The organism is Curtobacterium sp. MCBA15_005, from assembly GCF_001864855.1.
In the GTDB taxonomy this organism is placed as follows: Bacteria; Actinomycetota; Actinomycetes; order Actinomycetales; family Microbacteriaceae; genus Curtobacterium; species Curtobacterium flaccumfaciens.
The window spans coordinates 81429-103081 of record NZ_MJGL01000034.1 but is presented as its reverse complement, the minus strand read 5'-3'; the positions used below and the strand labels follow the sequence as shown (position 1 = coordinate 103081).

The window sequence follows — 21653 nt, the reverse complement described above, 5'->3', positions numbered from 1 at the left end:
AGGCGCGGGGCGGGCCCGTCACGGGCCTCCCGGACCCGGTTCTCCACAGTGCACCGCCGCACGCGTCATCGGAGTTCCGTGCGCCCGTAGGATGGTCCGCATGTCCGCCGGGTCCTCGTTCAGCATCACCACGCCGATCTTCTACGTGAACGACGTGCCCCACATCGGGCACGCCTACACCGAGGTCGCCGCGGACTTCCTCGCGCGCTGGCACCGGCAGCGCGGTGACGACACCTGGCTGCTCACCGGCACCGACGAGCACGGGCAGAAGATCCTGCGCACCGCCTCGGCGAACGACGTCTCGCCCAAGGAATGGGCCGACCGCCTGGTCAACGACGCCTGGAAGCCACTGCTCGACACGGTCGACGTCGCGAACGACGACTTCATCCGCACCACCGACGAACGACACGAGCGCGGCGTGACGGCGTTCCTGCAGAAGCTCTACGACGACGGCTTCATCTACGCCGGCGAGTTCGAGGGCTTCTACTGCGTGGGCTGCGAGGAGTACAAGCAGCCGAGCGACCTGGTCGCCGGCACCGGTGCGTACGAGGGCCAGCAGGTCTGCGCCATCCACTCGATCCCGGTCGAGGTGCTGGCCGAGCGCAACTACTTCTTCCGGATGTCCGACTTCGAGCAGCGCCTGCTCGACCTGTACGAGTCGAACCCGCTGTTCATCCAGCCCGAGAGCGTCCGCAACGAGATCATCTCGTTCGTCAAGCAGGGACTCCGCGACCTGTCGATCTCGCGCTCCAGCTTCGACTGGGGCATCAAGATCCCGTGGGACAGCGACCACGTGCTGTACGTGTGGTTCGACGCCCTGCTCAACTACGTCACGGCGCTCGGCTACGGCACCGACGACGACGAGGCGTTCCGGCGCCTCTGGCCGAGCGTGCACATCGTCGGCAAGGACATCGCCCGCTTCCACGCCGTCATCTGGCCGGCGATGCTCATGGCCGCCGGGCTGCCGGTGCCGGAGCGCGTCTTCGGCCACGGCTGGCTGCTCGTCGGCGGCGAGAAGATGTCCAAGTCGAAGCTGACCGGCATCGCTCCGTCGGAGATCACCGACACGTTCGGGTCCGACGCCTTCCGCTACTACTTCCTGCGCGCCATCACCTTCGGGCAGGACGGCAACTTCAGCTGGGAAGACATCTCGGCGCGCTACCAGGCCGAGCTCGCGAACGGCTACGGCAACCTGGCGTCACGCCTGGTCGCCATGCTGCAGAAGTACTGCGACGGCGAGGTCCCGGAGCGCGGCGCGCTCACCGAGTCCGACCAGGCGATCGACGCCCTGGCCGTCTCGGTCACCGAGCGTGCCGACGCCGCCATCGCTGCCTTCGCCCCGCACGAGGCGATCGCCATCGTGTGGGAGCTCGTCGACGCCCTGAACGGGTACATCACCGAGCAGGCGCCGTGGGCCCTGGCGAAGGACGACGCCAACCGCGAGCGCCTCGGCACGGTCCTGACCACCGCGCTCCGCGGCCTCGGCACCGTCACCGTCCTGCTGTCCCCGGTCATGCCGAAGGCGACCGAGAAGCTCTGGGCCTCGATCGGCGCCGGCGGGTCCGTCGCCGAGCAGCGGGTCGACCGCGCGTTCGAGTGGCAGGCAGCGTCGCACGTGGTGCCGCTCGAGAGCGGGCTCTTCCCCCGGATCGAGCAGGTCTCCGCGTGACCGACGCCGAGTCGCACGTCCGGTCCCGCGGGGACGGGGGGTCCGGTGGCTCGAAGCGCGACCTGACGTACCCGCCGCTGCCGCAGGCGCTCGTCGTGCCGGTGTACGACAACCACACCCACATGGAGATCGCCGACGGTGTCGGCGACGGGGGCGACGGTCCGCTCGAGTACCGCGAGCACCTCGACCGTGCTTCGAGCGTCGGCGTGCGCGGTGTCGTGCAGGTCGGCACGGACCTCGCCACCTCGGAGTGGTCCGCGTCGATCGCCGCTCGGGAGCCCCGGGTCCTGGCGGCCGTCGCGCTGCACCCGAACGAAGCGCCCGTGCTGCAGGAACAGGGGCTGCTCGACGAGCACCTCGCCGGCATCGAACGGCTCGCCGCGCTGCCGCGGGTCCGGGCGATCGGTGAGACCGGTCTCGACTTCTTCCGCACCGGCGAGGACGGCCGCGACGCCCAGGTCCGTTCGTTCGAGGAGCACATCCGCATCGCGAAAGAGCACGACCTCGCGCTGACGATCCACGACCGCGACGCGCACGACGCCGTGGTCGAGGTCCTCGACCGCGTGGGTGCCCCGGAGCGGACCGTGTTCCACTGCTTCTCCGGCGGCCCGGACCTCGCCCGGCTCTGCGCCGAGCGCGGCTGGTACATGTCGTTCGCCGGCACCGTGACGTTCAAGAACGCCGCACTGCTGCGTGAAGCGCTGCTCGTGGCCCCGCGGCACCTGATCATGATCGAGACGGACGCGCCGTTCCTGACGCCCACCCCGTTCCGTGGCCGGCCGAACGCGCCGTACCTCATCCCGCTCACCCTGCGGTCGATGGCGGAGACGCTCGGCACGGACGCCTCGATGCTCGCGGCCCAGATCGCCTCGAACACCGAGCTCGTCTACGGCGCGTGGGACGCCGAGCCCGTGACGGTGGACGAGTAGTCGTGGGTGCCCTGCTCGGCCCGGCGGAGATCCGGGAACTCGCGGCCGAACTCGACGTCACCCCGACGAAGAAGCTCGGCCAGAACTTCGTGCACGACGCCAACACCGTGCGGCGGATCGTGTCGGTCGCCGGCGTGACGCCGTCGGCACGGGTGCTCGAGATCGGCCCGGGGCTCGGGTCGTTGACGCTCGGGCTCACCGAGACCGGCGCGCCCGTCACCGCGGTCGAGATCGACAAGCGCCTGGCCGCCAAGCTCCCGTCGACGGTGTCGTCGATGCAGCCGGACGCCAGGCTGACGGTCGTGCAGCAGGACGCCATGACCGTCGCCGCCACGGACCTCGACATCGAGCCGACGCACCTCGTCGCGAACCTGCCCTACAACATCTCCGTGCCCGTGCTGCTGCACTTGCTCGCGACCTTCCCGTCGATCGAGCGGTCGCTCGTGATGGTGCAGGCCGAGGTCGGGTACCGGCTCGCTGCGGGCCCCGGCAGCAAGGTCTACGGGTCGCCGAGCGTCAAGGCCGCCTGGTACGGATCGTGGAGCACCGCCGGGTTGGTCAGCCGTCAGGTCTTCTGGCCGGTGCCGAACGTCGACAGTGTCCTGGTGGCGTTCGACCGGCACGAGCCCCCGGGGGACGAGCTCCTGCGGTCGCGGGTGTTCACGCTGGTGGACGCGGCCTTCCAGCAGCGACGCAAGATGCTGCGGCAGAGCCTGTCCGGGGTGCTCGGCGGCAGTGCGCACGCGTCCGAGGTCCTGACGGCGGCGGGTATCGACCCGACCGCCCGGGGCGAGGCGATCGGTGTGGACGACTTCGTGCGGCTCGGGCGGACGGTCCTGGCAGCCGCGGAGTAGTCCTCCTCGCGCCTGGCGCCAGCGAAATGCGGAATGTTTCGTGAAGTCCGTTCGATGCTCCTACGGTTGATCGCATCGACCGAGGGGACACCATGCAGCCGACCGAACCACGCCGACCGATCCGCCGCGGCCCGACCGAGGAACAGCTCACAGCGGGTCGTCGGCGCGCCCTGCTCAGCGCGGATCCTGGTCGGCCGCGGGGGCCGAGGATCTTCACCGACGCCGAGCGGCAAGCGCTGTTCGCTCGGACGCCGCGACCTGAAGGCACGTTCGAAGAACGCCGCGAGCGCCGACGGCGTGCGATCGAGTTGATCGATCCGGACTGCCGAGCCGAGCCCATCGCGCGCATCCGCCAGGCACGCTGATCGTGTTCGAGCGACTCAGATCCGGTGAGTTCGACGAGCATCGGGTACTGGAGTTCGACGGATGTACCAGCAGGCCGGATGTCGTGCTCGTCGAGACGAGTTTCATCGAATGCGTGCTGCACCGTGCGGAGCCGCAGCACGTCGGGGCGTCAGCGTTCAAGGGACTGCAGGCTGCACGTCGCCATGTGGCCGCATGGCGAGACCTGCTGCGGTCGACGCAACTGCACTGGGTCGGGATCGATGACGTCAGCGATGGAGTCCCAGGGCTGATCGAGGAGTTCGGCCTGACAGCCTCGGGTGCCGTGCACGTCGCCACCGCCATCTCGTCGAAGGTGGACGGTTTCGTGACGGTCGATCCTGCGTTCGGCGTCGTGGACAAGGAGCATCTCCCGCTGATCATCGACGCGAAGGGTGCGCAGCTGGCGCGTCGCCTGCGGGCCGGCTCCCGACAGTGAGCGGTGCTGCGGGGTCCTGCAGCCTACGATGACGGCATGACCGACGGAACGGTTCGCTCGCATGCACAGGGGATGGCGCCGGACCGCGTCCTTGCAGCGACGGGCAAGAAGCCCGACGACTGGCATGCCCTGATCGACCGAGCGGACGGAGCCACCATCGGGCACGCGGCGATCGCGTCCTGGTTGATCGGTCAGGGCGTCGAGCCGTGGTGGGCGCAGGGCATCACCATCGGGTACGAACAGGCCCGCGGGCTCCGCATCCCCGGTCAGCGCACGGACGGCACCTTCGCGGTGTCCGCCTCACGGCAGGTCCCGGGTGAACGAGAGGCCGTGCTCGATCGGATCGTCCCGGTGTTCACGGCGGCACTCGGATCCACGCCGACGTCCGAGCGACGCGGCGGCAGGCGCCCCTCGGCCCGCTGGACCTTCGCTGACCGCGAATCCGTGCTGCTCAACACCGAGGACGGTCCGAAGCCGGACACCGTCCGCATCTCGGTGCAGCGGGAACGGCTCGCCGGCCCCGAGCGGATGCCCGACGCGAAGGCCGAACTGCAGCAGCTCCTCGCCACCCTCTGACGCCGCGACAGGGCAACGTGCCCCTCGCACCGTGCGAGGCGCACCACGCCTGGTGCGAGGTTCCGTGTTCCGTGCGAGCCGAACTGCCTCGCACCGAACACGGAACCCCGCACCGTGCGAACGTGGGCCGTCGCCCGACTCAGTGCTCGCGGGACGCCATCATCTCGAGGATCTGCTGGTGGTTGCCGTTCCGCTCGGCGAAGCGCAGCGGGTGCACGTTCTGCACCAGGATCTCCGGGGCAGCGCCGGACTCGATGAGCGCCATGACCTCGTCGGCGAACGCGTCGAGCGGCATCCCACCGAAGTCGGCGCCGCCCATCAGGTCGGTCATGACGGCCGGCGGGGCGAGCTCGAGCACCTCGAGCGAGGACCCGACGAGCTGCTGACGGAGGGCCTGCGTGTAGGCGTGCACACCGGCCTTCGTCGCGCTGTACGTCGGCGACGCGGTGAGCGGGACGAACGCGAGACCGGACGTGACGGTCATCAGGGTGGCCGAGGGCTGGGCGAGCAGGTGCGGCAGGAACGCGTCGATGAGCCGGATCGTGCCGACCAGGTTCGTCTGGACGAGTTCGACGGCGTCGTGGATGTGCCCGGGGTCGCGGAGGTCCTCGTCGCGCATGATCCCCGACATGGTGATGAGGGCATCGAGCGACGGGTAGGCCTCGAGCACCGAGGTGGCAGCGGTCTCGATCGACGACGCGTCGGCGACGTCGATCTGCACCGTGCCGAAGCCGTGCTCGGCGGCGAGGGAGTCGAGGAGGGCCTGGCGACGGCCGCCGATGACGACGGTGCCGCCGGCGGCCTGCAGGCGCTGGGCGAGCGCGAGACCGATGCCCGAGGTCGCGCCGGGGATGAAGACGGTGGAGTTCGTGATGTCCATGACCACCACGATGCTCCGTGGGCAGGGTCGCAACCAGAGCGCGGTCATCGGGGGATCGGCGATCCCTGGCACCCGGGCCGGAAGCGGACGATGATCGACCCATGGACCGTGCCGCGCTCGCCGACTTCCTCCGCCGTCGCCGTGAGTTGCTGCGCCCCGAGGACGTCGGTCTCGGGCAGGGGCCACGACGCCGAACCCCGGGGCTCCGCCGCGAAGAGGTCGCTGCCCTCGCCGGCATGTCCGTCGACTACTACACGCGACTCGAGCAGCAACGCGGACCGCAGCCGTCCGAGCAGATGATCGCGGCGATCGCCCGGGCCCTGCGCTGCAGCCTCGACGAGCGCGACCACCTGTTCCACCTGGCCGGGCAGAACGCCCCGACCCGGATGCACCGCGCCGACCACGTCGATCCGGCGATCCTGCGGGTGCTCGACCGGCTCGAGGACACCCCGGCGATCGTCGTCAGCCACCTGGGCGAGACCCTGGTCGAGAACCGGCTCGCGGCGGCGCTCCTCAGCAGCTCGGTCGACCTGCCGGGCAACCGGCGGTACCAGGCGTGGCGGTGGTTCGTGACGGGGGAGGAGCTCGCGAAGTACGCGCCCGAGCAGCACGAGCGGCTGGGGCGGGTGGTGGTCGCGTCGCTCCGGGCGGCCGTCGGGCTCGCGGGCCCGGGCGACCGCCGGGCGACCGAACTCATCGCCGAGCTGCAGACGCGCAGCGCCGAGTTCCGCGACCTCTGGGCCAAGCACGAGGTGGCCACGCGCTGGTCGGACAACAAGACGATCGTGCAGCCGGAGCTCGGCCGCATCACCGTCGACTGCCAGGTGCTGCACACCGACGACCAGGCGCAGGCACTGCTGCTGTTCACGGCGCCCCCAGGATCGGAAGACGCGCAGAAGCTCGAGCTCCTCGGCGTCGTCGGACAGCAGACCTTCGCCGGCTGACGACCTCGCACGGTGCGAGGTCGACCACCGCCGGTACCGAACGGTGCGAGGTTCCGTACGCCGTGCGACGGCGAGCAGGTCGCACCGAGTACGGAACCTCGCACCGAGCGACGAGGACCCCGTGCGACCCGCCCCCACCGAGAAGCAACGCCACGTCACACACTTGGGCGCGTGCGGTATACCGTGCCTAGGGTGGGGGCGTGAGCACTCCGCGCGTGTACGTCATCCACGAGAACCCCGAGTGGTTCCCCCCGCTCGCCGCCGCCTTCGAGGCCGAGGGTGTCCCGGTCGAGGAGATCCTGCTGACCGAGGGGCAGATCGACCTCGCGGCCGAGCCGGCACCCGGCGTCTACTGGAGTCGCATGTCCGCGAGCTCCCACACCCGCGGCCACGAGCACAGCAAGGAGTACACCCGGGCGATCCTCGGCTGGCTCGAGCGAGCCGGCCGCCAGGTCGTCGGCGGCAGCCACGTGCTCGAGCTCGAGGTGTCGAAGGTCGCGCAGCACGGTCTCCTGCAGCAGGCCGGGTTCGACGTGCCGCGCACGACCGCCGTGTTCGGCACGACGACACTCAAGGACGCCGCCCGCACCTTCACCGACGGGCAGGACATCCCCTTCATCACGAAGCACAACCAGGGCGGCAAGGGCCTGGGCGTCCGGCGGTTCGACTCGCTCGCCGAGTTCGACGCCTACATCGACAGCCCCGAGTTCGAGGCGCCGGTCGACGGCATCACCCTGCTGCAGGAGTACCTGACGGCCCGCGAGCCCTTCATCACCCGCGTCGAGTTCGTCGGCGGCGAGTTCGTGTACGCGGTCCGCGTCGACACCAGCGCCGGCAGCTTCGAGCTCTGCCCCGCCGACGCGTGCGAGGTGCCGCAGGTCATCGCGGGTGCCGTCTGCGACGTCCCCGGCACCGAGACCGCCGGTGCGCCCCCGGCGTTCACCGTCCGGACCGAGATCACCGCCGAGCACCCGCTGGTCCAGCAGCTCCGCACGTTCCTCGCCGACCAGCGCATCACCATCGCGGGCGTCGAGTTCATGGAGACGACGGACGGCCGCACCGTCGTCTACGACATCAACACGAACACGAACTACAACCCCGCGGTCGAGGAGTCCGCGCCGGCGTCCGGCCCGCGCTCCATCGCGAAGTACCTCGGTGGTCTGCTGGAGACGCAGTACGCGGCGCAGCTCACGGCCTGAGAACGCAAGAACCACCGGACTGGAGGCCCGTGGCGGGCCCGCCACGGGCCTCCCGTCCGCCTTTCCCACACCCCCAAGGAACCAACGTGCGATTCGGATACTGGACCCCGCTCTTCGGCGGCTGGCTGCGCAACGTCGACAACGAGAACATGCCGGTCACCTTCGACTACGTGAAGCGCCTGGCGCAGCGCGCCGAGCGGATCGGCTTCGACCTGACGCTCGTGCCGGAGCTCAACCTCAACGACATCAAGGGCACGGCGGCGCCCTCGCTCGAGGCGTGGTCGCTCGCGGCGGCCATCGCGGCGACGACCGAGCGCCTGGAGATCATGGCGGCGATGCGTCCCGGGTACCACCTGCCCGCGGTGACGGCGAAGCAGGCGGCGACGATCGACGACATTTCGTGCGGACGGTTCACCTTCAACGTCGTGAGCGCCTGGTGGGCGGAAGAGGCGAAGCAGTACGGCGGGATCTTCTCGGAGCACGACGACCGGTACAAGCGCACCGCGGAGTTCGTCGAGGTCATGAAGGGCCTGTGGCGCGAGACCCCGTACTCGTTCTCGGGCGAGTACTACGACATCGAGAACGCGCACCTCGAGCCGAAGCCCCGCGTGACGCCGCGCATCTACGCCGGTGGGGAGAGCGAGGCCGGCAAGGCCGCGATCACCGGGTACGCCGACGCCTACGTCACGCACGGCGGCACGGTCCAGGAGCTCCGCGCGAAGATCGACGAGATGAAGCAGCGCCGCGTCGACGCCGGCCTGCCGCCGTTCGAGGCGTTCGGCATGGCCGCGTACGTGATCGTGCGCGAGACCGAGGAAGAGGCGCAGGCCGAGCTCGCCCGGATCACCGACGTGCAGCACGGCAAGGCGTACGAGTCGTACCAGGACTTCATCTCGAAGTCGCAGCTCGAGCACGTGCCCTCGCTCGAGGACTACTCGGTGTCGAACCGCGGCCTGCGCCCCGGTTTCGTGGGGACGCCGTCGCAGGTGGCGGACCGCATCCGGGAGTTCGAGGACGCCGGCGTCGACACGCTCCTGCTGCAGTTCTCGCCGCAGCTCGAGGAGATGGACCGGTTCGGCGAGCAGGTCATCCCGCTCGTCCGGCAGTCGGTCGGGGCGCAGTCCTGATGGGGGCCACGCCGACCAACGCCGAGGACGGCTGGGCGTTCGAGACCCGCCAGATCCGCGCCGGCTTCAAGGCCGACCCGGGCTGGGGCGCGAACGTGCCGCCGATCGCGCAGAGTGCCGCCTACGTCTACCCGTCGGGCGAGGACGCCGCCGCGCGATTCATGCTCGACGCTCCCGGCCACACCTACACGCGGGTGAACAACCCGTCGGCGGCAGCCCTCGAGCGCCGGATCGCCGACCTCGAGGGCGGGATCGGTGCGCTGGCGCTGGCGTCCGGGCAGGCGGCGACGTCGCTGGCCGTGCTCGGTGTCGCACGCGCCGGTGACCACGTGGTGTCGAGCGCCTCGCTGTACGGCGCGACCTACACGCTGTTCGCCTCGACCCTGCGGGACCTCGGCATCACCTTCACGTTCGTGCAGGACCCGACCGACCTGTCCGAGTGGGCGGCGGCGGTGCGCCCGGAGACGAAGGCGTTCTTCGGTGAGTCCATCCCGAACCCCCGCGGGGACGTCCTGGACTTCGCCGGGGTGGCCGGGGTCGCGCACGAGGCCGGTGTGCCGCTCATCGTCGACAACACCATCGCGACGCCGTACCTGGTGCGCCCGATCGAGCACGGCGCCGACATCGTCGTGCACTCGGCGACGAAGTACCTGGCCGGACACGGCAGCGCCATCGCCGGGCTCATCGTCGACAGCGGGAACTTCGACTGGGCGGCCCACGCCGACGCCTACCCGCAGCTGGCCACGACCGAGCAGTCCGGGTTCGCGAACACGAACTTCGCCGACAAGTTCGGGCGACGGGCGTTCATCCAGCGCACCCGCTCGAAGCTGTCCGCCGACCTCGGGCCCGCGATCGCACCGTTCAACGCGTTCCTGGTGCTCCAGGGCATCCAGACGCTGTCGCTCCGCATGGACCGGCACGTGTCGAACGCCGCCACCGTGGCGAGCTGGCTCGACGCCCACGACCAGGTCGAGCACGTGCACTACGCCGGCCTGCCGGACTCGCCGTGGCACCACCTGCAGCAGCGCTACGTGCCGAAGGGACCGTCGGCCGTGCTGTCGTTCGACCTGGCCGGCGGGGTCGCCGCGGGCCGACGGTTCGTGGCGGCGCTCGAGCTGTTCGACCACGTCTCGAACCTCGGGGACGTCCGATCGCTCGTCGTCCACCCGGCATCGACCACCCACGTGCAGATGACCTCCGCCGAGCGGGCGGCCGCCGGGGTGGGGGACGGACTCATCCGCCTGTCGATCGGCCTCGAGCACATCGACGACATCACCGCGGACCTGGCGCGGGGGTTCACGGCAGCCGCAGCGGGATAGGTTGGGCGCATGACCACGTTGGCCGCACCGACCCGCGTGCGGACGCGCGCCCCCGGCAAGATCAACGTGTTCCTGTCCGTCGGGGCGCTGCAGGACGACGGCTACCACGACGTCGCCACGGCGTACCAGGCGGTGTCCCTGTACGAGGACGTCACCGCCGAGGCCGCCGACGACTTCTCGGTCACCTTCACGGGGCCGATCGACACGAGCACCGTGCCGGTCGACGAGTCGAACCTCGCCATCCGTGCGGCCCGGCTCGTGGCCGACGCGGCCGGACACCGCGGTGGGGTGCGGCTGACCATCGACAAGCAGGTGCCCGTCGCCGGCGGCATGGGCGGTGGGTCCGCGGACGCCGCGGCGACCCTGCTCGCCGTCGACACGCTCTGGGGCACCGCGCTCGGTCGCGAGGAGCTGCTCCGGCTCGCCGCGCAGCTCGGCGCCGACGTGCCGTTCGCCTTCGCCGGCGGCACCGCAGTGGGCACCGGCCGCGGTGACGAGCTGAGCCCCGCGCTGGCCAAGGGAGAGTTCCACTGGGTCCTCGCCCTGAGCGACGACGGGCTGAGCACCCCCGCCGTCTACCGTGCGCTCGACGAGCACCGCGAGCGCTACCGAGCCGACATCTCCCCGGCGCCGTCGCACCCCGTGGTCGAGGCCAACGTGCTGCAGGCGCTGCGCGCGGGTGACCCCGACCTGCTCGCTGACTGCGTCCACAACGACCTGCAGGCACCGGCCATGCGGCTGCAGCCCCGGCTCGCGGCGACGCTGGAGCTCGGTGAGAAGTCCGGTGCCCTGGCCGGCCTGGTGTCCGGCAGCGGCCCGACCGTGGCGTTCCTGGTGGGCGACCGTGATGCCGCGCTCGAACTGCAGGTCGAACTCAGCGCCGCCGGCCTCGTCGCACTCCGGGCCACCGGTCCGGTGCACGGCGCACGCGTGGTGCACTGACCCGACGCCCCGGCACAGCCGTCGGCGGCTGGACCGCCACCGTCAGCGACTGGACCGCCACCGTCGGCGGTTGGACCGCCACCGTCAGCGGCTGTACTTCCAGAGGATGACCGTCCCGGTGTGCCAGTAGCGCACGACGTGGAAGCCCTCGGCTACCAGCGTCTCGGTGACCTGCGGGCGGATGTTCCGTGACTTGCCGCCGACGAACCACACGGTGTCGATGCCGGAGATCCGCTCGGGCACCGTCGTGGCCACGTCGCCGTTGACGTTCCAGAGCTGTCCGCGTTCGGCCCCGGTCTCGGCGACGGCGAGGTCGCGCATCCCGGTGAAGGCTTCGGGGTAGGAATCGGCGATGACCTGCGCGGTGGTGCCGGGGTGCCGCCAGACGCTGCCGAACACGACGCCCTCGTTCCGGTCGGTGCGCCGGTCCCGCTCGCGCTCGATGATCGCTGCGGCGTTCGCCCAGTGCGAGTCCTGCTTGGCGTGGGGCAGCCGGACGATCGTGCTCGTCGGGGCCGACACGAGCAGCATCCCGACGACCGCGAGCGCGAGCCACCGCCGGGGTCGGATCGCCGTGATCGCCAGGCCGATGAGCAGTGCGACGAACGGCAGGCTCAGGCTGGCGTACTTCGGGGTGTACAGGTGCTCCCCGGCCGTGGTCGCGCCGACGAGCAGTGCGGTGGGCAGGACCATCAGGGGGACGGCGACGCGGACGGCCTGCATCCGCAGCAGGTCGCGGGCGGCCGGGGCAGGGCGTCGGGCGGCACGCACGGCGAGCACGACCCCGACGATCATCAGGACCCACCCGAGCACCGCGTACGGCCAGACGGCACCGAACCACGCGGTCGCGACGACCTGGCGCACGGTGGCCCACCCGACGCCGGTGATCCAGCCGACCTGCTTGGCCTGCCCGGCGGCGAGCACGATGAACGGCGACACCACGAGTGCGGCGCCCACGGCGGCGACGCCCCAGCGCACGAACGCGGCTCGGTCGACGATCGGCGCGGCCACCGGACCGCTGCGCTCGGAGAGCACGGCGTCGCGCCGCGCGGCGCGGTCGGCGACGGCGGTCCAGAGGAGCACGACCCCGTGCGCGACGACGGCCAGGGCCAGGTAGACGTTGAACAGCACGGCGACCGCGGCGAGCATGCCGTAGACGACCCACCACCGGGTCGCGTGGTGCCGGATCCGGGTGCGGCGGACCGCGGTGATCCCCACGAGGGTCAGCGCGACGGCGAAGGTCGTGACGGTGGCGTACGGGCGCCCCTCGGTGCCGGCCCAGGCGACGCGGGGCAGGACCAGGAACACGATCCCGGAGACGACGCCGAGCCGCACGCCGCCGAGACGACGGCCGAGGGCGACGACGAGCCCGGCGGAGACCCCGATGGCGAGGGCACTCGGGAACCGCAGCGTGAACGGCGAGTACCCGACGAGCGTGAACCAGACGTGCATCACGGCGTAGTACAGCCCGTGGACGGCGTCGACGTTCTGCAGTTCGGCCCACAGCGCCGGCCAGCTCCGCTGGGCACTCGCGACGGTCGCGGCCTCGTCGTACCAGAGCGACGGTACCCAGCTGAAGGCCGCTGCGACGACGACGCCGAGCGCACCGACGGTGATCTCGGGGGTCCGGGCGAGGGCCCGGACGGCCGCCGCGGCGAGACCCAGCGAGCGCGCGCGCACCGACCCGTCCGACGTCGTGCGTCGGACCGGGACGGTACCGGTGCGGGGGGAACTCACGTCCGCGACCGTACCGATCTGCTCTGGGGATCCGCCGCGTCCAGGCACTGAACTCTCACATGCAGGAGTTCGGTGCGACGGGCCAGAATGACGGGATGGAACCCCTCGTCGCCCCCGCCGCCGCGCTCTCCCCGGGGCGGGTGCAGCTCGGTTCGCGGACCGCCGCGCTCGCCGAGGTCGGGGTCACCGGGCTGCGACGCCTGGCCACATCACGCGTCCTCGTCGTCGGGGCCGGCGGGCTCGGGGCGCCGGTGGTCGCGTACCTCGCCGGGATCGGTCGGCTCACCGTGGTCGACCCCGACGTGGTCGACGCCTCGAACCTGGCCAGGCAGACGCTCTTCACCGCCGCGGACGTCGGCTCGCCGAAGGCACGGGTCGCGGTCGCCCGAGCTCTCGCCGTCGACCCCGAACTCGACGCGGTCGCCGTGGTCGCGTCGTTCACGCCGGACCTGGTCGCCGGACACGACGTCGTGGTGGACGCCGCCGACTCGGTCGTGGTCACCCGAGCGATCTCGGACGCCTGCGCCGCGGCCGGCGTGCCGTTCGTGTGGGGCACCGTGCTCGGTCACGACGGGCAGGTCAGCGTCTTCCGCGACGCCGGGTCCGACGGCGTCGACTTCCACGACCTGCACCCCGACGCCCTGCCCGACGAGGGATCGTGCGCCCTCGACGGCGTCGTCCCCGCACTCTGCGGCGCGGTCGGTGCGGTGATGGCGGGACAGGTCTTCGCGATGGTCACCGGCACGGGCGACCCGCTGCTCGGACGTGTCCTGACCGTCGACGCCCGCCGGTGGCGCTGGACCGAGAGTCCCGTCCGTCGGGGGTCCGCCTCGCGTCGACCGGCACCTGCTGCCGGTGCCTCCGCGGCGCCGCGCATCGCGCCGTCCGCCCTGGCCGCCAGAGTGGCGGACCCGTCGGACCCGCTGGTCGTCGTCGACGTCCGGACCGCCGAGGAACGCGCGGACGGCGTGGTCGCCGGTGCCGTCACCGACGACACCGGCGCTGACGAGGTCGTCGTCTACTGCGCACGCGGACCCCGCGCGGACGCGTGGGCGGCTCGGCAGCCGGCCGGGAGGCGCGTGGCGGTGCTCGACGGCGGCTTCGAGGCCTGGCGTCGCGAGGGTCTGCCCGTGTCGATCGAGCACCGGTCCTGACCCAGCCTGGTCACCTCCACCGCCCCTGCCGCCGCATCCGCGGATAGGATCGGTGGATCATGACGCAACTGCGGGTACGGGAGGCTGCGGCCTTCCTCGGGATCAGTGACGACACCGTTCGTCGGCTCGTCGACGGCGGCACCTTCACCCGTGCCGCGGACGACGCGGGGCGAGCCGTGGTCGACGGTCGCGAGGTCGCCGCCTACGCACGGGAACGCAGCTCGGAGCTGACCGACCCGGCGTCCGCGGTGAAGAGCTCGGCGCGCAACCGCTTCGTCGGGATCGTCACCGACCTGGTCGTCGACACCGTGATGGCGCAGGTCGAACTGCAGTGCGGCCCGCACCGCGTGGTGTCCCTGATGAGTGCCGAGGCCGTCCGTGACCTGGGGCTCGAGGTCGGGTCCGTCGCGGTGGCGTCCGTCAAGGCCACGATGGTCGCGGTCGAGGCGCCCGCCCGGCACGAGGACGAACGATGAGCCGTCCCCGGCCGTTCGCGGCGCTGGCCCTCGCCGCCACCGTCGCGCTCGGGCTCGCTGCGTGCACGGCTCCGGACACGGGCTCGGGGGCACAGGCCCCGGCGGGCTCCGGCACCGAGGCGCCGACCGGTTCGATCACCGTCTTCGCCGCCGCGTCCCTGCAGCAGACCTTCACGACCCTGGGCAAGCAGTACGAGACCGCGCACCCCGGCGCCTCGATCCGGTTCTCGTTCGCCGGCTCCAGCGACCTCGTCACCCAGATCCAGAACGGCGCCCCCGCCGACGTGTTCGCCGCGGCGGACCAGGCGAACATGACGAAGCTGACCTCGGGTGACCTGGTGACCGGGTCGCCGCGGGCCTTCGCCACGAACACGCTCGAGATCGCGGTCGCACCGGGCAACCCGCGGGGCATCGGCGGCCTCGACGACCTGACGGCTCCGGGTGTCCAGCTCGTCACGTGCGCCGCCCCGGTGCCGTGCGGTGCCGCGACGGCGAAGGTCGAGTCCGCATCGGGCGTCGACCTCGAGCCGGTCAGCGAGGAGCAGTCCGTCACCGACGTGCTCGGCAAGGTCGAGTCCGGTCAGGCCGATGCCGGACTCGTCTACGTGACCGACGTCCGCGGGGCCGGCGGCAAGGTGGACGGGGTCCCGTTCGACGAGTCGAGCAAGGCCGTCAACACGTACCCGATCGGCGTGCTCCGGGAATCCCAGGACCCGGAGCTCGCGCAGGCGTTCTCGGAGTACGTCCGCTCCGCGGCAGGACAGCGCGTGCTCTCCGACGCGGGCTTCGGGAAGCCCTGACCCGTGGCTCCGCGCGCTGACGGACGGCCGCCGGTCGCGTGGTGGCTCCCGCTGCCCGCGGTGCTCGGCGGGCTGTTCGTCGTCGTGCCGGTGCTCGCGATGCTCGGCCGGGTGGACTGGTCGTCGTTCGTCGGGCTCGTGACCTCCACCGCGTCACTGACCGCGCTCGGGCTCAGCCTCGGCACGGCCCTCGCGGCCACGGGCGTCGCGTTCGTCCTCGGGTACCCGCTCGCCGTGCTGTTCGCGCGGTCGCGGTCGCGGTGGGTCGGCGTCGCCCGGGCCGTCGTGCTCCTGCCACTCGTGCTGCCGCCGGTGGTCGGTGGTCTCGCCCTGCTCGCGGCCTTCGGTCGGCTCGGGGTGGTCGGGGCGTTCCTCGACGACCACGGCCTGCACATCGCGTTCACCACGACGGCGGTGGTCATCGCGCAGACCTTCGTCGCGATGCCGTTCCTGGTGTCCTCGGTCGAGGGGGCGCTCCGCGTCGAGGGTGACCGGTACGAGCGGGTCGCCGCGACCCTGGGCGCCGGGCCGACCCGGACGTTCCTGACCGTCACGACGCCGCGGGTCCTGCCGGGGATCGTGTCCGGGCTCGTGCTGTGCTTCGCCCGGGCGCTCGGCGAGTTCGGGGCCACCCTGACCTTCGCCGGCAGCCTGCAGGGGGTCACGCGGACCCTGCCGCTCGAGGTCTACCTGCAGCGCGAGGTCGACCCGGACACCGCGGTGGCGCTGGCGGTCGTGCTCGTCGTGGTGGCGGTCGTCGTCATCGGGGCCTCGTCGTTCCGGACCCGCGGAGCCCTGGCGTGACGGCCGAGGCTGCGGTGGGAGTCCGGGCGCACGTCGTCGTCGGGCCGCGAGACGTCGACGTCTCGATCGAGGTCCGAGCGGGGGAGTGCCTGGCGGTCATCGGGCCGAACGGTGCGGGCAAGTCGACGGTGCTCGAGGCCCTGGCCGGGCTGCTGCCGATCGACTCTGGCCTCATCGAACTCGACGGGGTCCGTGCCTCGAGTCCACGGCACACCCTGCCCGCGCACCGTCGTCGGACCGGACTCGTCGCACAGCGGCCCGATCTGTTCCCGTTCCTCGACGTCGTCGGGAACGTCACCTTCGGGCCCCGAGCCGCCGGAGCCGGTCGCGCCGCGGCCCGGCAGCTCGCCCGCGATGCGCTCGACGCCGTCGGGGTCGCCGACCTGGCCACCCGAGACCCCGGGACACTCTCCGGCGGACAGGCGCAGCGTGTCGCGATCGCCCGGGCGCTCGCCACCGACCCGGCGGTGCTGCTGCTCGACGAACCGACCTCGGCGCTCGACGTCGGCGCGCAGGACGAGGTCCGCGCGGCACTCCGGACCGCCGTCGCCGGCCGGCCCGCGGTGCTCGTCACCCACGACCCGGTCGAGGTCGTCGCCCTGGCCGACCGCGTCGTCGTGCTCGAGGGCGGACGGGTGGTCGAGCAGGGCACCCCCGCGGCCGTGCTCGGTCGTCCGACGAGTGCGTTCGCCGCGACGTTCTCCGGACTCGCGCTGGTGCGCGGGACCGCCACCGGGGGTGGGATCGTGATCGACGGCGGGGGTGAGCTGGCGTCCGGGACGCACGCCGTGCCTCCCGGCCGGCCCGCCCTGGCCGCCTTCCACCCGACGGCCGCCGTGCTGACGCGGGACGGTGCCGGAGCCACGCGCACCGTCTCGTCGCTCGAGCCGCGCGACGGACTGGTGCGGGTGCGGGCCGGTGACCTGGTGGCGGACCTGACGCTCGCGCGGCTGACCGCGCTCGGAATCGCCCCCGGTGACGCGGTGTGCATCGACGTCCCCGCAGCCGAGGTGGCGGTCTACGCGCCCCGTGGTTGAGACAATGGTCGGATGACCTCCTGGTTCCCCAAGGTGTGGCCGGTGGCCACGCCGATCCTGGCGGCCGTCGTGCTCGCGTTCTCGTACGGCCGCTACGGGCTCGGCACCGCCGTGGTGGTCGTCGTCGCCGTCGTGCTCGCGGTCACGGTCCTGGCGGCCGTCCACCACGCCGAGGTCGTCGCACACCGGGTCGGGGAACCCTTCGGCTCGCTCGTGCTGGCCGTCGCCGTGACGATCATCGAGGTCGCGCTCATCATCTCGCTGTCGAGCTCGGGTGGTGCGCAGGCCGAGACCCTGGCGCGCGACACGGTGTTCTCGGCGGTGATGATCACGATGAACGGGCTGGTCGGCCTCGCGATCCTGATCGGGACCCTGCGGCACAACACCGTGCGCTTCAACCAGGAGGGCGCGAGCGCCGCGACCATGACGGTGGCCGCGCTCGCCGTGCTGACCCTGGTGCTGCCGACGTTCACCACCGGCACCGACGACGCCTCCTTCACGGGGACGCAGCTCGTGTTCGTCGCGATCGCGTCACTGGTGCTCTACGGGCTGTTCGTCGTCACGCAGACCGTGGCGCACCGCGACTTCTTCCTGCCGGTCAACCGTGCCGGCGGGGTGCTCGTCGAGTCCGAGGACGCCCACGCCGCCCGCCCGTCGGGACGCACCACGATGGTGTCGCTCGGGCTGCTCGTCGTCGCGCTCGTCGCCGTGGTCGGGCTCGCCAAGGTGGAGTCGCCCGCGATCGAGGCCGGGGTCGCCGCCGTCGGGTTCCCGCCGTCGTTCGTCGGTGTCGTGATCGCCCTGCTCATCCTGCTGCCGGAGGGCATCGCCGCGTCGAAGGCCGCCGCACGGAACCGGATTCAGACGAGCCTGAACCTGGCGATGGGGTCCGCGATGGCGTCGATCGGTCTGACGATCCCCTCGATCGCGGTCGCGTCGCTGTTCATGCCGGGGACGCTGCTGCTCGGGCTCGGGCCGTCGCAGATCGTGTTGCTCGCGCTGACGATCGTCGCGGCGGTGCTCACCGTGCTGCCCGGTCGTGCCACTCGGCTGCAGGGTGGGGTGCACCTGGTGATCTTCGCCGCGTTCATCGTGCTGTCCGTCTCGCCGTAGGGCTGGGCGGGGTCGGGTGCGGGCGGGGACTGGGTCCGGTCGGGGTCGGGCGCGGGCGCGGGCGGGCGGGGTCCGGGCGGGCGCGGGCTGCGCCGGGTCGTTCCGGGTGTACCTGGTCGAATCGGGCGTACCTGGTCGGAAGTTCCGACACGGTATGCCCGAAAGCACCAGGTATCGCGCGCGTTCTGGGAAGGAACGGGCGCGGGGTGCGCGGGCGCGGGCGCGGGGTCGAGTCGGGCGTACCCGGTCGTTCCGGGCGTACCTGGTCGAATCGGGCGTACCTGGTCGAAAGTTCCGACACGGTACGCCCGGAGACGCCAGGTATCGCGGGCGTTCTGGGAAGGAACGGGTGCGGGGTGCGCGGGCACGGGGTCGAGTCGGGCCTACCGGGTCGTTCCGGGTGTACCTGGTCGAATCGGGCGTACCTGGTCGGAAGTTCGCACCAGGTACGCCCGGAAACGCCAGGTATCGCGGGTGTTCTGGGAAGGAACGGGCGCGGGGTCGGGTCGGGCGTACCGGGTCGTTCCGGGTGTACCTGGTCGAATCGGGCGTACCTGGTCGGAAGTTCGCACCAGGTATCCCCGGAAGCACCAGGTATCGCGCGCGTTCTGGGAAGGAACGGGCGTTCTGGGAAGGAACGGGCGTACCGCTCAGCCGCCGAACTCAGCCGCCGGCGAAGGGCGGCATGACGTCGACGACCTCGACACCGTCGAGCGAGGTCGCCCGGTCACGCGTGGTCACGCCGTCGACCAGGTACGAGCAGCGCTCCTGCAACCCACTCCACCGCGCAGGGTCCGCCACGTCGGCCGCGTCGATCGCGGCGAGGGCGGCCTCGATGGTGGGGCCCGTCGTGGTCAGGGAGTCGACGCCCACGGCAGCGCGGGCAGCGGCGAAGAACCGGATCGTGGTCATGCCTCAGCCGCCGATCGCACTCATGCCACGCGTCGGGTGCACGAGCTCGTCGCTGTCGTCACCGTGGTCGCGCGGCTTCGCCCACATCGCGAGCCGCCAGAGCTCGGCGACCTGGTCGTCGTCCGCCCCGGAGCGCATCGGCCCGAGCACGTCGGTCTCCTCGTCGGAGAACAGGCAGCTGCGCACGTGCCCGTCGGCGGTCAGCCGGGTGCGGGTGCAGTCGGCGCAGAACGACTCGGTGATGCTCGCGATGATGCCGACGGTGCCGAGGGGCTCGCCGGTCACGGCGTCGTGCACGCGGTACCGCTCCGCCGGGGCACCGTCGCGCGGGGCGTCGTCCGGGGTGAGCACGAACGACGTCGCCAGCAGCGCGCGGATCTCGGCGGCGGTGATCATCGAGGTGCGGTCCCAGGCGTGGTCGGGGTCCAGGGGCATCTGCTCGATGAACCGCAGCTCGTAGCCACGCTCCAGGCACCAGCGGAGGAGCTCCGGAGCGGCCTCGTCGTTGATCCCGCGCAGCAGCACCGCGTTCACCTTGATGTCGAGTCCGGCGTCGTGCGCGGCCGACAGTCCGGCGATCACCTTGTCGAGGAACGGGCGGCGGGTCACGGTGGTGAAGACGTCGGGGTCGACGGTGTCGAGCGACACGTTCACGCGCCGCAGCCCGGCGTCGTACAGGCCCTGGGCGCGGTGGGCGAGGCCGATCGCGTTCGTGGTGAGCGACAGCTCCGGTGCGTCGGGCAGCGCGGCGCACCGGGCGATCACGTCGACCAGGTCGTGCCGGAGCATCGGCTCCCCGCCGGTGAACCGGACCTTGCGGACGCCGAACCGCGACGAGCCGATCCGCACCAGCCGCTCGATCTCCGTCGCCGTCATCAGGGCCTCGTCGGGGGCGAACGGCAGCCCGGCCGCGGGCATGCAGTACGTGCAGCGGAGGTTGCAGCGCTCGGTCAGCGACACCCGCAGGTCGACGGCACGACGCCCGAAGCGGTCGACGAGCCCGGCGGGAGCCGGGTCCACGGAGCCGGTCGTGCCGAGCAGGATCGCGGGTGCCATGGTCGTCAGCGTACGTGTTCCACGCGCCGGAACGACAGCCGCTCCCACCACCGCCGCCACTCGGCCCGCTCCGTGCGCAGGAGCGTGACGACCACGATGACCACCACGGCCGCGAGCAACCACCACCGGTAGGCGTCCGCCGACGGCCACACCCCGCGCAGCGCGATGGCGAGGCCGATCGACAACCACTCCCACCGCCCGGACAGCACCACGAACGGGATGAGCAGCAGCGCGTACCAGGGGTAGCGCGGCGTCACGGCGAGGAACGTCACGCCGATCATCAGGACCTCACCCGACCACGGCCGCGCCGGGTCGGACAACCGCCACGCCACGAACGCCGCCAGCAGCACCAGGAGCCCCACCACCAGGGTCGCCGCGTCGCCCTTGACCACGAGCGACACCAGCGCGAACCGGGAGCCGTCCTCGTAGCCCTCCTCGTTCAGGTAGCCGGGCAGGTACCCGAGCACGTCGAGCCCGGTCGTCAGCACGTAGGGCACGTAGAGCAGCCCGAACACCGCGATGCCGATCGGGATCGCCCACCAGGCCCGACCGCGGCCGAGCAACGGCGGGTACACGATCGCCGGGATGAGCTTCGTCGCGGTCGCAGCCCCGAGCGCGATGCCGCCCCAGATCGGCCGGCCGAAGGCGACGAGCACGACACCGGCAGTGGCGAGGGCGGCGCCGACGACGTCGACGTGCGAGTTGGTGACCGCCTCGGACGCGACGAGCGGCGACCAGGCCCAGAGCGCCGCCCACCAGGTCGGACGGCCGATGCGTCGGAGCACCAGGACGAGCCCGACGGTCACACCGAGCGACACGAGCAGCCCGGCGACCTGGAACGGCAGGTACTGCGCGGTCGCCGGCACGAAGAACCGCACCGCGGCGAACCACAGCTGCGCCATCGGCGGGTAGATCGTCGTGACGTCCGGCCGGTTGATCGCGGTGCAGTGCCCGTCGGCGCCGTCGCCGAGCCCGCGGAACCGGGGCTTCAGCGGATCGCACGTGCCGTCCACCTTGTCGGGGAACAACCAGTCGGGTCGGAGACCGGACAGTGCCGCGGACTGGGGGGTGTGCGCGTACGGTGAGACTCCGGCATGCTGGACGATGCCGTCCCACGCGTACCGGGCGGAGTCGGTGCTCGTGTTCGGCGGTCCGACCAGCGCGGCGATGCCGATCACCACCGCTCCGCCGATGACCATGGTGGTCATCCACCGGACGGGCACGAAACGCACCGCGAGCACGGCGATCACGAAGACGGTCCAAGCGATCAGCGTCCACGCAACGAATGCAGAACGATGGCCCGAT

The 21653-nt window shown here is 71.8% G+C and carries 22 protein-coding genes; 17 read left to right on the top strand and 5 right to left on the bottom strand.

Translation table 11 applies throughout. The features are described from left to right. Positions 1-100 precede the first annotated feature (100 nt). The 6 genes from metG (at position 101) to BIU89_RS12590 (ending at position 4848) form a co-directional block, all read left to right on the top strand. Positions 101-1669: a methionine--tRNA ligase gene (gene metG, locus BIU89_RS12615; protein WP_071247092.1), complete on the top strand. Its 1569-nt coding sequence runs from the start codon at positions 101-103 to the stop codon at positions 1667-1669. Continuing rightward, on the top strand, positions 1666-2598 hold the full coding sequence (locus BIU89_RS12610) for a TatD family hydrolase (RefSeq protein ID WP_071246981.1): 933 nt from the start codon (positions 1666-1668) through the stop codon (positions 2596-2598). The genes metG and BIU89_RS12610 overlap by 4 nt, the downstream gene beginning before the upstream one ends. A gap of 2 nt (positions 2599-2600) precedes the next feature. Then, positions 2601-3452 (top strand): 16S rRNA (adenine(1518)-N(6)/adenine(1519)-N(6))-dimethyltransferase RsmA, encoded by an 852-nt coding sequence (rsmA, locus tag BIU89_RS12605; RefSeq protein WP_071246979.1) that lies wholly within the window; start codon positions 2601-2603, stop codon positions 3450-3452. 92 nt (positions 3453-3544) lie between these two features. Then, positions 3545-3817, top strand: a complete 273-nt coding sequence (locus tag BIU89_RS12600) for a hypothetical protein (RefSeq protein ID WP_071246977.1) — start codon at positions 3545-3547, stop codon at positions 3815-3817. Between the two features lie 2 nt (positions 3818-3819). Beyond that, entirely contained in the window at positions 3820-4272 is a 453-nt protein-coding gene (locus BIU89_RS12595; RefSeq protein WP_139179094.1) for a hypothetical protein, read from the top strand. Between the two features lie 36 nt (positions 4273-4308). Then, positions 4309-4848, top strand: a complete 540-nt coding sequence (locus BIU89_RS12590; protein ID WP_139179091.1) for a hypothetical protein — start codon at positions 4309-4311, stop codon at positions 4846-4848. 139 nt (positions 4849-4987) lie between these two features. Here the strand turns inward: BIU89_RS12590 and BIU89_RS12585 are convergent, their stop codons facing one another. Beyond that, positions 4988-5728, bottom strand: a complete 741-nt coding sequence (locus BIU89_RS12585) for an SDR family oxidoreductase (protein ID WP_071246971.1) — start codon at positions 5726-5728, stop codon at positions 4988-4990. A gap of 101 nt (positions 5729-5829) precedes the next feature. Between BIU89_RS12585 and BIU89_RS12580 the strand changes: the two genes are divergently transcribed. From BIU89_RS12580 to BIU89_RS12560, 5 genes are all read left to right on the top strand, one after another. Then, a complete protein-coding gene (locus tag BIU89_RS12580) occupies positions 5830-6672 on the top strand; it encodes a helix-turn-helix transcriptional regulator (protein ID WP_071246969.1) in 843 nt (280 codons plus the stop codon). A 200-nt stretch (positions 6673-6872) separates the two neighbouring features. Next, positions 6873-7871: an ATP-grasp domain-containing protein gene (locus BIU89_RS12575; RefSeq protein ID WP_071246967.1), complete on the top strand. Its 999-nt coding sequence runs from the start codon at positions 6873-6875 to the stop codon at positions 7869-7871. Between the two features lie 86 nt (positions 7872-7957). After that, positions 7958-8998 carry an LLM class flavin-dependent oxidoreductase gene (locus tag BIU89_RS12570; protein WP_071246965.1) on the top strand — a complete coding sequence of 347 codons (1041 nt, stop codon included), beginning with the start codon at positions 7958-7960 and terminating at the stop codon, positions 8996-8998. Continuing rightward, the gene (locus BIU89_RS12565) at positions 8998-10317 is read left to right on the top strand and encodes an O-acetylhomoserine aminocarboxypropyltransferase/cysteine synthase family protein (RefSeq protein ID WP_071246963.1); all 1320 of its coding nucleotides are present in this window, start codon (positions 8998-9000) and stop codon (positions 10315-10317) included. Before BIU89_RS12570 ends, BIU89_RS12565 begins: the two co-directional genes overlap by 1 nt. A gap of 9 nt (positions 10318-10326) precedes the next feature. Continuing rightward, positions 10327-11259 (top strand): 4-(cytidine 5'-diphospho)-2-C-methyl-D-erythritol kinase, encoded by a 933-nt coding sequence (locus BIU89_RS12560; RefSeq protein ID WP_027466065.1) that lies wholly within the window; start codon positions 10327-10329, stop codon positions 11257-11259. A gap of 84 nt (positions 11260-11343) precedes the next feature. Here BIU89_RS12560 and BIU89_RS12555 read toward each other — a convergent pair whose 3' ends face one another. Then, the gene (locus BIU89_RS12555; protein ID WP_071246961.1) at positions 11344-12996 is read right to left on the bottom strand and encodes a glycosyltransferase family 39 protein; all 1653 of its coding nucleotides are present in this window, start codon (positions 12994-12996) and stop codon (positions 11344-11346) included. Between the two features lie 95 nt (positions 12997-13091). On the opposite strand from BIU89_RS12555, the gene BIU89_RS12550 reads away from it, so the two are divergent. Genes BIU89_RS12550 through BIU89_RS12525 form a run of 6 tightly spaced genes read left to right on the top strand, consistent with a single transcriptional unit; the run spans position 13092 to position 18380 of the window. Beyond that, positions 13092-14150 carry a ThiF family adenylyltransferase gene (locus tag BIU89_RS12550; RefSeq protein WP_071247090.1) on the top strand — a complete coding sequence of 353 codons (1059 nt, stop codon included), beginning with the start codon at positions 13092-13094 and terminating at the stop codon, positions 14148-14150. 59 nt (positions 14151-14209) lie between these two features. Next, on the top strand, positions 14210-14626 hold the full coding sequence (locus BIU89_RS12545; RefSeq protein WP_071246959.1) for a TOBE domain-containing protein: 417 nt from the start codon (positions 14210-14212) through the stop codon (positions 14624-14626). Beyond that, positions 14623-15426, top strand: coding sequence for a molybdate ABC transporter substrate-binding protein (modA, locus tag BIU89_RS12540; protein WP_071246958.1), 804 nt, complete (start codon positions 14623-14625; stop codon positions 15424-15426). The genes BIU89_RS12545 and modA overlap by 4 nt, the downstream gene beginning before the upstream one ends. 3 nt (positions 15427-15429) lie before the next feature. After that, positions 15430-16230, top strand: a complete 801-nt coding sequence (locus tag BIU89_RS12535; protein ID WP_071246956.1) for an ABC transporter permease — start codon at positions 15430-15432, stop codon at positions 16228-16230. Then, positions 16227-17267 carry an ABC transporter ATP-binding protein gene (locus BIU89_RS12530; protein WP_254791624.1) on the top strand — a complete coding sequence of 347 codons (1041 nt, stop codon included), beginning with the start codon at positions 16227-16229 and terminating at the stop codon, positions 17265-17267. The genes BIU89_RS12535 and BIU89_RS12530 overlap by 4 nt, the downstream gene beginning before the upstream one ends. Positions 17268-17279: 12 nt before the next feature. Continuing rightward, positions 17280-18380, top strand: a complete 1101-nt coding sequence (locus BIU89_RS12525) for a calcium:proton antiporter (RefSeq protein WP_017888287.1) — start codon at positions 17280-17282, stop codon at positions 18378-18380. A 663-nt stretch (positions 18381-19043) separates the two neighbouring features. On the opposite strand, the gene BIU89_RS12520 is transcribed toward BIU89_RS12525, so the two are convergent. The 3 genes from BIU89_RS12520 to BIU89_RS12510 are packed head-to-tail and all read right to left on the bottom strand — an operon-like array spanning position 19044 to position 21598. After that, the gene (locus BIU89_RS12520) at positions 19044-19292 is read right to left on the bottom strand and encodes a MoaD/ThiS family protein (protein ID WP_071246954.1); all 249 of its coding nucleotides are present in this window, start codon (positions 19290-19292) and stop codon (positions 19044-19046) included. A gap of 3 nt (positions 19293-19295) precedes the next feature. Next, positions 19296-20348: a GTP 3',8-cyclase MoaA gene (gene moaA, locus BIU89_RS12515; protein WP_071246952.1), complete on the bottom strand. Its 1053-nt coding sequence runs from the start codon at positions 20346-20348 to the stop codon at positions 19296-19298. Positions 20349-20353: 5 nt separating this feature from the next. Continuing rightward, entirely contained in the window at positions 20354-21598 is a 1245-nt protein-coding gene (locus tag BIU89_RS12510) for a glycosyltransferase family 87 protein (protein ID WP_139179088.1), read from the bottom strand. Positions 21599-21653 lie beyond the last annotated feature (55 nt).

Bases quoted from the DNA above. Each gene is read 5' to 3' on its own strand.
- BIU89_RS12550 (WP_071247090.1), top strand. From the start codon at position 13,092: ATGGAACCCCTCGTCGCCCCCGCCGCCGCGCTCTCCCCGGGGCGGGTG.
- BIU89_RS12600 (WP_071246977.1), top strand. From the start codon at position 3,545: ATGCAGCCGACCGAACCACGCCGACCGATCCGCCGCGGCCCGACCGAG.
- BIU89_RS12585 (WP_071246971.1), bottom strand. From the start codon at position 5,728: ATGGACATCACGAACTCCACCGTCTTCATCCCCGGCGCGACCTCGGGC.
- modA (WP_071246958.1), top strand. From the start codon at position 14,623: ATGAGCCGTCCCCGGCCGTTCGCGGCGCTGGCCCTCGCCGCCACCGTC.
- BIU89_RS12580 (WP_071246969.1), top strand. From the start codon at position 5,830: ATGGACCGTGCCGCGCTCGCCGACTTCCTCCGCCGTCGCCGTGAGTTG.
- moaA (WP_071246952.1), bottom strand. From the start codon at position 20,348: ATGGCACCCGCGATCCTGCTCGGCACGACCGGCTCCGTGGACCCGGCT.
- BIU89_RS12560 (WP_027466065.1), top strand. From the start codon at position 10,327: ATGACCACGTTGGCCGCACCGACCCGCGTGCGGACGCGCGCCCCCGGC.
- BIU89_RS12545 (WP_071246959.1), top strand. From the start codon at position 14,210: ATGACGCAACTGCGGGTACGGGAGGCTGCGGCCTTCCTCGGGATCAGT.
- BIU89_RS12565 (WP_071246963.1), top strand. From the start codon at position 8,998: ATGGGGGCCACGCCGACCAACGCCGAGGACGGCTGGGCGTTCGAGACC.
- BIU89_RS12590 (WP_139179091.1), top strand. From the start codon at position 4,309: ATGACCGACGGAACGGTTCGCTCGCATGCACAGGGGATGGCGCCGGAC.
- metG (WP_071247092.1), top strand. From the start codon at position 101: ATGTCCGCCGGGTCCTCGTTCAGCATCACCACGCCGATCTTCTACGTG.
- BIU89_RS12520 (WP_071246954.1), bottom strand. From the start codon at position 19,292: ATGACCACGATCCGGTTCTTCGCCGCTGCCCGCGCTGCCGTGGGCGTC.
- BIU89_RS12525 (WP_017888287.1), top strand. From the start codon at position 17,280: ATGACCTCCTGGTTCCCCAAGGTGTGGCCGGTGGCCACGCCGATCCTG.